The 14,072-nt window shown below is 27.6% G+C and carries 13 protein-coding genes; 2 read left to right on the top strand and 11 right to left on the bottom strand.

Features of this window, described 5'->3' with window-relative positions:
• Position 1: 1 nt before the first annotated feature.
• From H8923_RS08930 to H8923_RS08970, 9 genes are all read right to left on the bottom strand, one after another.
• The gene (locus tag H8923_RS08930) at positions 2-451 is read right to left on the bottom strand and encodes a (2Fe-2S)-binding protein (RefSeq protein WP_153971651.1); all 450 of its coding nucleotides are present in this window, start codon (positions 449-451) and stop codon (positions 2-4) included.
• The gene (locus H8923_RS08935; RefSeq protein WP_153971650.1) at positions 451-1,239 is read right to left on the bottom strand and encodes an FAD binding domain-containing protein; all 789 of its coding nucleotides are present in this window, start codon (positions 1,237-1,239) and stop codon (positions 451-453) included. Before H8923_RS08935 ends, H8923_RS08930 begins: the two co-directional genes overlap by 1 nt.
• Positions 1,240-1,426: 187 nt before the next feature.
• Complete coding sequence (locus H8923_RS08940; RefSeq protein ID WP_153971649.1) at positions 1,427-2,686, bottom strand: cation:proton antiporter; 1,260 nt, start codon at positions 2,684-2,686, stop codon at positions 1,427-1,429.
• 185 nt (positions 2,687-2,871) lie between these two features.
• The gene (locus tag H8923_RS08945) at positions 2,872-4,200 is read right to left on the bottom strand and encodes a uracil-xanthine permease family protein (RefSeq protein ID WP_153971648.1); all 1,329 of its coding nucleotides are present in this window, start codon (positions 4,198-4,200) and stop codon (positions 2,872-2,874) included.
• 382 nt (positions 4,201-4,582) lie between these two features.
• Positions 4,583-4,750: a hypothetical protein gene (locus H8923_RS08950; protein WP_153971647.1), complete on the bottom strand. Its 168-nt coding sequence runs from the start codon at positions 4,748-4,750 to the stop codon at positions 4,583-4,585.
• 28 nt (positions 4,751-4,778) lie between these two features.
• Positions 4,779-4,955 (bottom strand): hypothetical protein, encoded by a 177-nt coding sequence (locus tag H8923_RS08955; protein ID WP_153971646.1) that lies wholly within the window; start codon positions 4,953-4,955, stop codon positions 4,779-4,781.
• Between the two features lie 217 nt (positions 4,956-5,172).
• Positions 5,173-6,768 carry a putative ABC transporter permease subunit gene (locus H8923_RS08960; protein ID WP_153971645.1) on the bottom strand — a complete coding sequence of 532 codons (1,596 nt, stop codon included), beginning with the start codon at positions 6,766-6,768 and terminating at the stop codon, positions 5,173-5,175.
• Positions 6,761-7,474 carry an ABC transporter ATP-binding protein gene (locus H8923_RS08965; RefSeq protein ID WP_153971644.1) on the bottom strand — a complete coding sequence of 238 codons (714 nt, stop codon included), beginning with the start codon at positions 7,472-7,474 and terminating at the stop codon, positions 6,761-6,763. Before H8923_RS08965 ends, H8923_RS08960 begins: the two co-directional genes overlap by 8 nt.
• 251 nt (positions 7,475-7,725) lie before the next feature.
• Complete coding sequence (locus H8923_RS08970) at positions 7,726-8,673, bottom strand: L-lactate dehydrogenase (RefSeq protein ID WP_153971643.1); 948 nt, start codon at positions 8,671-8,673, stop codon at positions 7,726-7,728.
• Positions 8,674-8,945: 272 nt separating this feature from the next.
• On the opposite strand from H8923_RS08970, the gene H8923_RS08975 reads away from it, so the two are divergent.
• A complete protein-coding gene (locus H8923_RS08975; protein ID WP_153971642.1) occupies positions 8,946-10,094 on the top strand; it encodes a DEAD/DEAH box helicase in 1,149 nt (382 codons plus the stop codon).
• Positions 10,095-10,296: 202 nt separating this feature from the next.
• Positions 10,297-11,526, top strand: coding sequence for an LL-diaminopimelate aminotransferase (locus H8923_RS08980; protein WP_153971641.1), 1,230 nt, complete (start codon positions 10,297-10,299; stop codon positions 11,524-11,526).
• 80 nt (positions 11,527-11,606) lie between these two features.
• Here the strand turns inward: H8923_RS08980 and H8923_RS08985 are convergent, their stop codons facing one another.
• Entirely contained in the window at positions 11,607-12,476 is an 870-nt protein-coding gene (locus tag H8923_RS08985; protein WP_153971640.1) for a methionyl aminopeptidase, read from the bottom strand.
• Between the two features lie 105 nt (positions 12,477-12,581).
• Positions 12,582-13,820: a peptidase U32 family protein gene (locus H8923_RS08990; RefSeq protein ID WP_153971639.1), complete on the bottom strand. Its 1,239-nt coding sequence runs from the start codon at positions 13,818-13,820 to the stop codon at positions 12,582-12,584.
• Between the last annotated feature and the right edge of the window lie 252 nt (positions 13,821-14,072).

A 14,072-nucleotide genomic window follows, 5' to 3' on the forward strand; every position in this document is an offset into this window, starting at 1 on the left:
ATTATTTTACCCCCATATAAGTCTTTATTGCTCTTAATTGCCCCATATATCCTGTACATCTACATAGGTTACCTGTTAAGTAATGTTTTATTTCTTCTTCGCTTGGATTTTCCAGCTCATTTTTCATAGCAAGTACAGTTATTATAAATCCTGGTGAACAGAATCCACACTGCTCAGCTCCTTCTGCTATTAATATTCTAGCAAATTCATCAGATTCTTTTTCTAATCCTTCTATTGTAGTTATTTCTTTATTTAAAGCTCTAACTGTCAACGTAGCACATGATAAAGTTGGCTTTTTATCTATCCATATTGAACAAAGTCCACAACAACCTGTATCACAACCTCTTTTTACACTTAAATTTCCAACTTTTCTAAGTGTATCTACTAAAAATTCATCTGGCTCTATATCAATTTTATGTTTTTTACCATTAATCTTTAATTCTACTAACATTACTTAACCTCCATTAATGCTCTCTTAACAAGTACCTTACTCATTAAGGTTCTATATTCCTTAGATGCTCTCATATTAGTTCCAAATGCTAATTCTTCACTAACTATTTGAGATGCTTTTTCTATATTTTCATCACTTAGTTCATTATTTGATAAAAATTCACTAGCTTTTACTGCAAGAGTAGCTATTTGTGGTCTTGCTCCTACGTAAATTTCTAATTTATTATCATATTTTGATACAGATACATTAAGTAATGCATAATCACTTTGAGCATTTCTTAAGCTTTTATATGTAGCTTTTACATCGTTTTTCTTTATATAAATTTTAGTTAGTAAATCTTTTTCATATTCTTTATTTAAAAAATCACAAAGTTTTATTCTTCCTGCATTTACTAACTCTACTTCTGTACCTAATGCAAGTAGAGCTACTATTAAATCAGAAAAACCAAATTTAGAGAAGATAGTTCCTCCAACAGTTACTACATTTCTAAATTGAACTCCTATTATGTCTTTCACAGAATCTTTTATTATGCTACCAAAGTTACTTTCTATAACTTCACTAGTTTCTAAGCTTCTGAATGTAGTCATAGCACCTATTTCTATATATTCTTCCTCTTCTTTTATATAGTCTAAGTTTAGCTGTGATAATTCAACAGCTGTGCCTATTCTTTTACTTCCCATCCTTAACCAAGCACTTCCACCGATAACTTGATTATTTTTTCTTTTAGTCAATATTGAGTATGCTTCTTCAACTGTAGTCGGTTGAACTATATCCATAACTGTAAACATACTTTTCCTCCCTAATTATATGATATTTCTTTTAATCATTCTAAATTATACCATATTTCTTTTTTATATGACAGTAAAATTCGTATTAAACATTATATTTTTTATTAATAATATATATATGTACGTATTTATATGAATAAATATCAAGGGTATACCTTATATAAATTTAGATATACCCTCGATATTTTTATACTTCTTCTTTTTCTTTAATTTCTTCAGACTCTAATAATCCTAATTTTTTCGCTACTAGTTTTGTGCTACTACCTTGAACTATTAGAGTTAATAATATAGTCATAAATACCACTGAAGAAATAATTTCATGGCCTGGAATCTTCATAGCAGTTATAATACCACAAAGAGCTGCAGGTATTACACCTGTTTCTCTTACCCACATCATAAAAAGTATTTCTCTTTTATTCCATTTTGCTTTTTTATCAAAAATAGTGCATACGAAAACAGCTATTGGTCTAGCTATAAATACTAATCCTAATACACATATTATAGATGGTACTAAGTATTTTCCTAATATACTCAAATCTACTTGTGTCCCAAGAATAATAAATATAGACATTCTACAAATAGTACCTAATGTTTCTACTACATGACAATCAGCATCATAACATTTTTGACTTAACCATAATTTAAAGTTCTTTTTATTACCAGTAATTATTCCAACAATAAAACAAGACATATAACCACTGCCACCAAGCTTAGTAGACAGTTCATATGCTATTATTACTGATAAGATAGACACTATTGGAGTATAATCCTTAAATACTCCATAGGGCTTATCATTCACTAATGCTAACAATAAAATACCTGTAATTACACCAACTAGTACACCTACGACCACCATAATCATTAATTCATATAAGTTTTCTTGTAATGAAAATTTTCCTGATAAGATAATTGCTAAAACAGCAGATGTTAAAATAGCTCCTGTTGCATCATTGAATGCAGATTCACTTATTACAGTTTGTTTTACTTTTTTATCTATCCTTATACTATTGAAAATAGGAACTAAAGTTGCTGGGTCTGTCGATGCTATAATAGAACCAATAAGTAGGGCTGTAATTGCACTAGTATTAAATGTTAATCCTATAATTTTTTGCATAACAAATGCCGAAATCAAAACACCTAAACTAGATAATAAAAATACTGATATTCTTACATTTTTTAAAACCTTTAAACTTATTTCCTTTCCACCTAAATACAAAATAAAGGCTGATCCAAATGTAAGTATTAGCTGATTTTCAACTTGATACTGGCTTATATCAATAAATTTAAAAACTGATGGCCCAATGAATATTCCTGCAAGTAAAAATAATACTACATCTGGTACTCTTATCATTTCACTTATTTTACTGCAAATAATACCAGTCATAGCAACTACTGCAAAAATAATTAATAAGTTGTTACAAGCTATAGCATGTATTGACGATTCCATAATAGCATCTCCTTTAATTATATTTTCTAATTATTATATTAAATAGTTTTATTTTTGATATATTTTTTAATTTAAATTTAACATATCAATAATAATATAATAAAAATTCCCAACAAAAAAGCTGAATTTAAATACAAGAATTCTTTTATTCCTTTATTCAAATTCAGCTTTGTCCCTTTATGTAATTAACAAACCTTTATATTTTTTTCACTTACTTTTACTTCTTCTATATCTTTTGGTAATATTAAATTTAAAATTGTAGCTATAACAAAAGTCATTATTATCCCATTTTGTGCAAATATATTAGAAACCCAAGTTGGCATTTGATCTAATACCTCAGGTACATTCCCTATTCCAACACCTATTCCTATCGCTAGTGCTATAATTAGTCCATTTCTTCCATCTATTCTTTCTCTTGCTAATGATTGCAGTCCACTAACAAAAATCATTGCAAACATTATTACTGCTGCCCCACCTAATACAGATTGTGGCATTACAGAAAATACTGCACTTAATTTTGGACAAAACCCACACAGTATTAAGAATATTGCACCTGTCATTATAACAAACTTATTTACTACTTTTGTAACAGCAACAAGCCCTACGTTTTGGCTAAAAGAAGTATTTGGTAATATACCAAATATAGAACCTATAAAACTTGCTACACCATCTGCAACTACACCACCTGATAATTCACTATCTGTAGCTTCTCTATCAAGCCCTCCATTTGCTATTGCTGATATATCTCCTATTGTTTCAACTGTTGTAGCTATAAACATTATTGTCATTGCTATTATTGCTTCTATATTAAATTCTAAACCTACAGCAAAAGGTTTTGGTAAGCTTATCCATGCTGCTTCCTTAACTTGTGTAAAATCAACCATTCCTAATGTTATAGATAATATATATCCTATTATGATTCCTATTAAAATTGATGATTCACCTAAAAATCCTTTAAATTGTTTTAATATTAAAATAGATATTATTACTGTTGTTCCTAATAATAAATGTTGCCAACTACCAAAATCACTTGCTCCTGCTCCACCACCAAAGTATTTAATACCTACTGGTAATAATGATAATCCTATAGATACAACTACTAGACTTGTAACAATCGGTGGGAATAATTTTTTAAGTGGCTTTATAAAAAATCCTAAAAACATTTCTATGATTGAACCTACTAACGCAGCACCAAGTATTGAACCATATCCATATTGAGCACCTATTGCCTTCGCAGTTCCAATAAAACCTGAACTTGTCCCCATTACTATAGGCAATCCTGCTCCTACTTTAAATACTGGATATAATTGAATTAATGTTGCTATACCTGCTATAAACATTGAGTTCTGTATTAACATTGTTTTGGTTTCTATTGGCATTTGTAACATTCCACTAATTATTATTAATGGTGATATATTACCTAAAAACATTGCTAATACATGCTGTATGCCAAGAGGAATTGCTTTGCTTAGTGCAACCCTTCCTTCTAATTCATAAACTGATCCTTGCTTCATTTTACATCCCCCTACATATTTATAATCTTAGATTTTACATTTACTTTTTTTATATTATCATATAAAAAAATATTTTTCTATATTTTTCCGTATTTTTTTTATATTTACACGAAAATCATTCGGCATTTTTCATATTTTAAATAGTTTTATCTTTTTTTAGTTCAATATAATTATAAAAATCCCATTTTCCTGATATACAAATATAGACGAAATACTCTATATTGACAGAGACTCCATCTACTGATTAAACGAGTTAAACGAGGTATTTTTAAAACATTTAAAGTTTAGTAATTTGAATTACATATATAAATAACTTAGATCATTTTTAACCCCTTGTTATATAAAAATAGGTGAATCTCTCGATACACCTATTTTCTAATCTCTAATATCTATTTTCTTTAATTCTTTCTTCCATTTCTTCTTTTGTTTCTTCTTGAATATTTGCATTTATTACAATATCATTGATAGAGGAACTAGCACGAAGTACATCTTTGGTATACTCAAGTGCATTGCTATAATGTCCATTACTAAATCTGCTATCATTACTCATGTGTATCACTCCTCTACATAATTTTTATCTAGCAAGGAGGAAAGCGTCTTTTTCTTGCTAACCTATCTCCTAAAACTTCTGCAACCTTTTTATTAGTTGAGATCTCCTTTGCTATTTCCATTTTATTGTCATGTTCTTTTAGAAGTTTTTTTATTGTTTCATTGTTATCTAATTCTTCTCTTTCATTGTTATTTTTATTGTCCATTAATATCTTCCTTTCATAATATTTGCTTATAACTATAAATTGTCCATATTATTTTCTTTTACAACTATAAGTTTTTTCTATTTTTTATAAATTATTTTTAATAATCCTATTATTTATTGTTATATATTTTGAATTTTTTTAATCATAAAAATATAATTTTGTATAAAAAATAAAACAAGGTAAATAATAATATAATTATCACCTTGTTTATTTTAATTTAAAGTTTTTTAAAGATTTCTATACCTTTAGTTTTTATTAAATTCCATAATATTAAAGTTATTACTAACGTTATAATAACTGCTATACTTAAGAATATGTTTAAATTTAGTACACTAAATTTAAAATATATAAATGCATAAGCAGCAATATATAAAACAGAAATTAGCATTACTGCAATCATAGAAAAGCTTCTTTTTACTACTGCTATTTCATTCTTCCAATCAAAATTAGGATATAATAGATTCAAAAATAATCCTAATATTGCCACTAATAGTTCCATTGAGATTATTACTAAACTTCCTGTAAGTGTAAAATTAAAGTCAAATTTCATTCTTAAACTTATTAAAATAAAGCAAATTATACTTATAGGTATTGTGATAAGTAAATTTAAACCTATTTTACCTTTAAATATATCTATTTCTTTTATAGGCAATGATTTTATTATCCATAAATTTTTGCCTTCTATAGATATCGAACAATAAGTAGTGCAACTTGTTATTATACAAAATAATATAATACCTAACAATTGAATTTTTATAAAAGTAAAATCTAGATTCAATTGAAGTAAATCTGATGCCTTGTCTGCTCCAAGTATCACTAAACTTATAGAAAATATACTTAGTAAAACCATTCCTATAGATGAATTTAGTACGTATATATAAGAAGAAAAATATCTCTTAATTTCTTTTTGTAGTAAGGCTTCAATTATATTATAAGTTTTTAATTCTGTAGCTTCGTATTTTTTAGTCTTATAACTTTCATTCATTCTAGAATTTATAAGTTTAAATTGTTTTGAAAATAAATTTACAAATATTAGAAATAACCCTAATGATAATCCAATAAATTTAATAACTGATAAAAAATTATTATTTGTTAAACCATCTATAAAGTAATAAGATAAAAAGTATACTTTCTTTACAGCTTCATTTATTGAAGTACTATTTACCAGTATTGATTTTCCTATCTCCTCCATTTGAGTAACAAGTAACATATACGCTACAAGTAATATTATACTTCCTATTATTAATATTGCATTCTTATATTTAAGCTTTGATGATATATTTCCTAAAAAGAATGAAATAATTGATGATATTATCATAGGAATTAATGGTGTACATAAGAACATTAATATTAAATTGATATAGAAAAATATACTTACATTAACTTTCATTAAGTACACTATTGCTGGAATTAATATAATTGGTGCTGTAAATAAGTAATTAGATATTAACAACATAAATATTTTACTTATTAGTATTGTTGATTCCTTTAATGGAAGACTTATTAACATTTCAAAATCCTTAGCTTCAAATAGATATGATGAAGATTTATATAGTGTAGTAAATAAGCTAAATAATACAGCTCCTACAAAACCTATTAGAAGTAATAAATCCATTTGATTATATAGAATTAATAAATCACTTACATCTAAGCATAATTTAAAAATACCATATATCAAGTATCCTATAAGAACTATGGAACCAGCTATAATTGTTAGTATCTTATTTCTTTCTTTCGAGTTTAAATTTTTTACTTTATTTAAACCAAATTCGTTTATTATATTAGTATTTATTAATAATCCTAAATTACTCATTTTCAATCAACTCCATAAATAGACTTTCAAGACTTTTATTACCTTTTACATCATCAGTATTTCCTGTAGTTATAAGCTTTCCACCTTTTATTATTGCTATCTTATTACAAATTTTTTCAGCTACATCAAGTACATGAGTTGAAAAGAATATAGCTCCACCTTTTGAACAAAACTCATTCATAATTTCCTTTAAGGTAAATGCAGCCTTTGGATCAAGTCCTACAAAAGGTTCATCTAAAATTAAAATTTTAGGACTATGAATTAACGCAGATATTATAGCTAATTTTTGCTTCATTCCATGAGAATAAGAACTTATCATATCTCCTAAGCTATCCTTTATTTCAAATCTATCTGCATAGTAATGTATTAAATCTTCTCTTTCTTTTTTATTAACATTAAAAATATTTGCTATAAAGTTAAGATACTGTATTGCAGTTAAAGAATCATATAAATCTGGATTATCAGGAATATAAGCCATATCCTTTTTACACTCTATAGGTTTTTTCTTAATACTTTTAGAATTAACTAAAATCTCACCTTCTTCAAAATCATGGATTCCTACTATACACTTTATAGTCGTAGTTTTACCAGCACCGTTGTGGCCAATAAATCCAAATATATCTCCTTCTTTAATTTCAAAACTTATATTATCAATTGCCTTGCCATTATTCTTATAAGATTTTGAAAGATTTTTTATACTTAACATATTACCCTCCACCATTATATATTTTATATTTGTTATATATAATATATAACAAACGAACAATAAGTGCAATATTTTTTATTATTTTTACCTCTTTAAAATTTAAATATTAAATAAGGGACTTTTAGGATAGTTTTGAATCAAAAGCAAAGGCTTGATAGAATAATTCTACTATACTTGAGGCATTTTTATAGCTACAAGTAATAGAATTATTTATCAAGCCCACGCTACTATTAAAACTCTCTAAAAGTCCCTTAATTTAAATCTAATTTCTCTATGTTTTCTTTCATTATTTTTATCGAATCATCTAATTTCTTTTTCTCTGTTGTATCTAAAGCTAAATGAATAACTTCTCTAACACCATCTTGATTTACTATACTTGGAACAGCAATATAAACATCTTCATGTCCGTATTCACCATTTAGGTATGAAGAAACAGTTAGAATACTATTTTCATTTTCAAGTATTGCTTTCGTTATTCTAGTTAGTGCCATTCCTATACCATAGTATGTTGAATTCTTGCACTTTATTATCTCATAGGCTATATTTCTAACTGTGTCTTCTATTTTCTCTAACTCATCAAATGTTAACTTACTGTCTTTTCTTGATGCAATTTGATAAATTGGTTGAACACCGCATAATGCATAGCTCCATGCAACAAATTGAGAGTCACCATGTTCTCCCATTACATACGCATTTATGTCCTTAGGATTTACATCTAATTTTTCGCCTAAAGTATATCTAAGTCTTGCTGAATCTAATGTCGTACCTGATCCTATAACTTTAGATTTATCAAAACCTGATAGTTTTTGAGCTACATAAGTCATAATATCAACTGGATTGGTAGCTATTAATAATATACCATCAAATCCTGATTTCTTTATTTCATCAATTATTGATCTCATAATTTTACTATTCTTATGAAGTAAGTCTAGTCTAGTTTCTCCTTCTATTTGTATAGCACCAGCTGTTATACAAATTATATACGCATCCTTGCAATCACTATAATCACCTGCATATATATTCATCTTTCTTGGTGCAAAACTAAGACCATGATTTAAGTCTATTGCTTCACCTCTAGCACGTTCTTTATTTATATCTATTAAAACTAGTTCCTCACATGCACCTTGATTTACCATAGAGTATGCGTAGCTCATACCTACCATACCCGTTCCTACTATAACAACTTTGTTCTTCTTCATAAAATCAACCTCCAATACTCTTGATTATTTTATTCCCAAAATAATCCATATTAAAACTATAATCACTATTATTATGCTTATTATTTATTTTTTGATACTAAACATATATTAGTTTTACTACATTTTGCCCCTCATTACAATAACTTTGCTAGTTTTTGTCATTTTTCTAACAATATTAAGTTAAAATTTTATATTATTACCTATAATTTTTTTTACATTAAGTGTATAATAAAATATACTAATTTAGATATTAAAAATAAAAGGAGTTATATATGAAGACATTTGAAGAGTTAAAATTAAATAGTAATTTAATAAATGGACTTAAAAAGCAAGAAATTACATCTCCTACTGAGGTACAATCTCTTGTTTTTGAAAATATACTTAATAACAAAGATATTCTTGCAAACTCTCAAACTGGAAGCGGTAAAACATTAGCATATTTACTTCCTATGTTTGAGAAGGTTGATACAACAAAAAGAGAAACACAAGTATTAGTTTTAGCGCCTACTCATGAGCTAGTTGTTCAAATACATAATCAAATCGAATTATTGTCTAAGAATTCAGGAATAGAGGTTACTTCCCTTCCAATATTCGGTGAGGTTAATATTCAAAAGCAAATAAAAAATATAAAAAATGTAAAACCACATATAGCAGTAGGTTCTTGTGGTAGAGTTTTAGATTTAATAAAACAAAAAAAGTTAAAAGCTCATACTATTAAAACTATTATATTAGATGAGGTTGACAGCTTACTAAGTGGAAATAACATATCTTATGTTAAAGATATAGTAAAATCAACGTTAAGAGATAGACAATTACTAGGATTCTCTGCTTCATTAACTGCTGAAACTATTGATTTATGCAAAGAAATGATGAAAGAACCTTTGGTTATAAATGCGACAAGGGAAGTTACTATAAATCCTAAAATAAGACACATGTACTTATTAGGTGAACGAAGAGAAAAATTTGATTTACTTAGAAAAGCTTTAGCCGCTACTACTCCAAAAAGAGCAATAGTATTCGTCAATAACGAAAAAAGTATTGAAGTTATAGCATCTAAATTAAATTATCATGGATATAAATCTGTTGGCATTTTCGGAGATATGTCAAAAGAAGATAGAAGAAATTCTATTAATGCCTTTAGATTAGGAAAAGCTACAATCTTAGTATCATCCGATTTATCTGCAAGAGGATTAGATATTGTTGATACTAGCCACGTATTTAACCTAGACTTCCCTGGTAGTAAAAATGAATATATTCATAGGGCTGGTAGAACTGCAAGAGGTAATAGGAATGGTAATGCTATTTCTATAGTTACTAAAGGTGAACTTGCTGATATAAAAAGATATAAAAGAGAATTTAATATTGATATAAAACCAAAAGTAATAAAGTACGGTAAATTCTTCGATAGCAGAAGTAAATAATTAAATTATCAAATATAATATTAAAAAGGATATGCTTCTTGCATATCCTTTTTAATATTATATTTATTACAAATCTCCATTGAAGATAATACATTAAATAATTTGGTATTATTAAATACATTTAATTATATTTGCTTTTTAGTTCCAATTTATATTCTTTTAAAATATTATATAGTATTTCAATAAGTTTTGGAGGTAAGAAATGGATTTTATTGACAACATAGTTTCAAATCGACTTGGAGGCAACAAATTTTTTAACGAAAGTAGAGTATTTAAATTTGAAAAACTAAAAATGATAAGAGATGATTTGAAAGCCAAAAACCCTAACATAAAAATAATAGATATGGGTGTAGGAGAGCCTGATAAAATGGCTGATAAGTCTATAGTAAATATACTTAGCATTGAAGCTAATAAAGAAGAAAATCGATTTTATGCTGATAACGGAATATTAGATTTCAAAATCGCAGCTTGCTCTTATCTAAATGATGTATATAATTTAGATAATATAAACCCCAATAATATTGTTCATGGTATCGGATCTAAATCTATACTAGCTATGATACCAACTTGTTTTATTAATCCTGGTGATGTCACTTTAATGACAGTACCTGGTTATCCAATAATAGCTAACCATACTAGGTTCCTTGGCGGTGAAGTATATAACTTAAAATTATGTGAAGATAATAACTTCTATCCAGAATTAGACTCTATACCAAAATACATTTTAAAAAGAGCTAAACTGCTATATTTAAACTATCCAAACAATCCTACAGGGCAAGTAGCCACAATAGAGTTTTATGAAAGAGTAATTGAATTTGCCAAGAAAAACAATATTTTAATCGTGTCTGATGTTGCTTATGGGCCTTTAGTTTTTGATGGAAATAAACCATTAAGCATATTTACTGTTGATAAAAATATGGAATATTCAATAGAACTACATTCTTTGTCTAAAGCCTTTAATATGACAGGTTGGAGACTTGCATTTTTACTTGGATCAGAAAAATCTATAAAATTATTTTCTACAGTTAAAAGTTATGGTGATTCTGGACAATTTAGAGCTATACAAAAAGCAGGCATATATGCACTAAATCATAAAGAATTAATAGATGAAAATATAAAAAGATATGATAGAAGATTTAAACTACTAGTGGATGCACTAAATGAAGTTGGTTTTGATGCAAAAAAACCAAAAGGAGGGTTTTACTGTTATACTGCCATTCCAAAAGGGGTAAAAAATAAATTAACCTTTGAAAATGCAGAAGAAGCGAGTTATTATATATTAAAAAATGCATACATCTCAACAGTACCATGGGATGAATGTGGAGGCTTTTTAAGATTCTCGGTAACCTTCGAAGCAAACTCCATAGAAGAAGAAATTCAAACAATAAACGAACTCAAAGAAAGACTTCTAAGCCTAAACCTAGAATTTTAATTTGCTCTTAATATTAGATATTAATATAGAGTGCAATATTTAAAGAGAGTGTCAATCACTCTCTTTAAATATTCACAACACTAATAAGCTAATATTTCTATTCCATCTTCAGTTACTAATATCATATTTTCCCATTGTGCAGATAAAGAACCATCTTCTGTACAAGCTGTCCATCCATTATCAGCATCTATATATATGTCACTCTTACCTTCATTAATCATCGGCTCAATAGTAAACATCATACCTGGAGCTAATACCATTCCTTCTCCTTCTTTTCCATAGTGAAACACAAAAGGCTCTTCGTGAAAATCAAGCCCTATACCGTGGCCACCAAATTCCCTTACTACGCTATATCCATTTTCTTTTGCATGTTTTTGTATAGCTGATCCTATATCTCCTAAGTTACCCCAAGGTTTTACAGCTTCTATACCTTTTATCATACACTCTTTAGTTACTTCTACTAATTTTTTAGCTCTATCGCTAACTTCACCTATCATAAACATTCTAGATGCATCAGAATAGTATCCATTATAAATTGTAGATACATCTACATTTACTATATCTCCACTTTGTAATACTCTATCTTCACTTGGTATACCATGGCATACTTCATCATTTATAGAAGTACAAACACTTTTTGGAAATCCTGAGAACCCTAAAGGAGCTGGTATTGCGCCTTTAGATATAGTATATTCATAAACTATTTTATCTATATCTTCAGTAGTCATACCTTCTTTTATATTTTCAGCAACTAGATCTAATATTTCATTGTTTATTTTTGCACTCTCTTTTATTTTTTCTATTTGTTCCTTATTTTTGATAAGATCTCTAGAAGGCACTTTATTGCCTTTTCTTTTTAACTCATCTAGCTTCTCATCAAATTTCATATGACATTTTTTATATTTTTGATTACTACCACACCAGCATTCATCATTTCTTCCTAAGCTCATTTTTTAACTCCTTTCTAACTATAGATATAATATAATAATATACCTATGCATTTTACATGTCAAAGAAGCCTTAGATTTCCTAAGACTTCTTAATTTAATCTATTATTATATATTTAAAACTGTAATTGGCTTTCTTAACATATAGTCTTTTTCTACATCGATATCTAATTTCATTTTTACAGTTTGTCTTGCATGTGGAGCTGATTCTATTGGATCACCATCTTCATTATACATTTCTAATATTGTTGCATGCATAGTTTCTTTAAATGGACCTATAACTTCTATCTTATCTCCTACATACATCTTATTTCTTTGTTCTACTATTACAAGTCCTGTTTCATATTCATGACCTTTTACCAATCCTATAAAATCATAGTTTCTTATATACGAAGCTGACTTATAGTTATGAGAATTTGAGTCTGGTCTATCAAAGAAGAAACCAGTGCTATAGTCTCTATGGCTACCTTTTTTAAGTTCTTCTAACCACATAGGATTAAACGTCCAATTTTCTGGATCTTTATAATATTCATCAAGCGCCATTCTGTATGCCCTAACAGTAGTCGCGACATAGTAAGCTGTTTTCATTCTTCCTTCTATTTTTAAACTTGTTATACCACTATCAAATATTTCGGGTATATATTGTATCATGCATAAATCTTTAGAGTTAAAGAAGAACTCTGGATCTATATCATCTAGTACTTGCTTATATTCCCCTGGACCTACTTCTTCCATTAATGTGTACTTCCATCTACACGATTGTGCACATGAACCTTTATTTGCATCTCTACCTGTAGTATGATTACTTATAACACATTTACCTGAGTAAGACATACACATTGCACCATGAACAAAAGTTTCTATATCCATATCAGCTGGCGTATTTTCTCTTAACTCTTTTATCTCTTCAAATGATAATTCTCTTGCAGTAACAACTCTCTTAGCTCCCTGATTATACCAAAAAGCTGCAGAAGCAGCATTTGTAGTGCTGGCTTGAGTACTTATGTGTATTTCCATATTTGGAATTGTTTCTTTCACATAAGTAAATACACCTGGATCACTTACTATAACTGCATCAACACCGATCTCTTGTAGCTCTAATAAGTAGTCTTTTAATTGTAATAAATCATCATTTCTTGGAATTATATTTATAGTAACAAAAACTTGTTTTCCTCTTTCATGAGCAAAGTTTACACCTTCTATCATATCCTCTTTGCTAAAGTTTTTTGCAGCAGATCTCATTCCAAATATTTCTCCGCCTATATATACTGCATCCGCTCCATAAGTAAATGCTATCTTTAATCTCTCTAAATCACCTGCAGGTGCTAATAATTCTACCTTTCTCATTTTGTCTCCTTTATATATTAATTTTTTCTTTTTACATAATTAGGTTCGATTTTATTAATTTACCCAAATAAAATTATACAAAACTTATATTATATATATCCTATTTGGTAATATTTTATATAGTATTATATCATATTTTATACTAACTATTTTATATAAAAATATTTATAATAAAATCTTGCAACTTTTATAATAACTCTTATCTAATTAAATATAAAGGAATAATTAAAAATTTATTCTATTTAATATAAA

Origin of the sequence: Romboutsia faecis (assembly GCF_014323405.1) — a bacterium.
Lineage (GTDB): Bacteria > Bacillota > Clostridia > Peptostreptococcales > Peptostreptococcaceae > Romboutsia_E > Romboutsia_E faecis.

Bases quoted from the DNA above. Each gene is read 5' to 3' on its own strand.
- H8923_RS08930 (WP_153971651.1), bottom strand. From the start codon at position 451: ATGTTAGTAGAATTAAAGATTAATGGTAAAAAACATAAAATTGATATA.
- H8923_RS08935 (WP_153971650.1), bottom strand. From the start codon at position 1,239: ATGTTTACAGTTATGGATATAGTTCAACCGACTACAGTTGAAGAAGCA.
- H8923_RS08940 (WP_153971649.1), bottom strand. From the start codon at position 2,686: ATGGAATCGTCAATACATGCTATAGCTTGTAACAACTTATTAATTATT.
- H8923_RS08945 (WP_153971648.1), bottom strand. From the start codon at position 4,200: ATGAAGCAAGGATCAGTTTATGAATTAGAAGGAAGGGTTGCACTAAGC.
- H8923_RS08950 (WP_153971647.1), bottom strand. From the start codon at position 4,750: ATGAGTAATGATAGCAGATTTAGTAATGGACATTATAGCAATGCACTT.
- H8923_RS08955 (WP_153971646.1), bottom strand. From the start codon at position 4,955: ATGGACAATAAAAATAACAATGAAAGAGAAGAATTAGATAACAATGAA.
- H8923_RS08960 (WP_153971645.1), bottom strand. From the start codon at position 6,768: ATGAGTAATTTAGGATTATTAATAAATACTAATATAATAAACGAATTT.
- H8923_RS08965 (WP_153971644.1), bottom strand. From the start codon at position 7,474: ATGTTAAGTATAAAAAATCTTTCAAAATCTTATAAGAATAATGGCAAG.
- H8923_RS08970 (WP_153971643.1), bottom strand. From the start codon at position 8,673: ATGAAGAAGAACAAAGTTGTTATAGTAGGAACGGGTATGGTAGGTATG.
- H8923_RS08975 (WP_153971642.1), top strand. From the start codon at position 8,946: ATGAAGACATTTGAAGAGTTAAAATTAAATAGTAATTTAATAAATGGA.
- H8923_RS08980 (WP_153971641.1), top strand. From the start codon at position 10,297: ATGGATTTTATTGACAACATAGTTTCAAATCGACTTGGAGGCAACAAA.
- H8923_RS08985 (WP_153971640.1), bottom strand. From the start codon at position 12,476: ATGAGCTTAGGAAGAAATGATGAATGCTGGTGTGGTAGTAATCAAAAA.
- H8923_RS08990 (WP_153971639.1), bottom strand. From the start codon at position 13,820: ATGAGAAAGGTAGAATTATTAGCACCTGCAGGTGATTTAGAGAGATTA.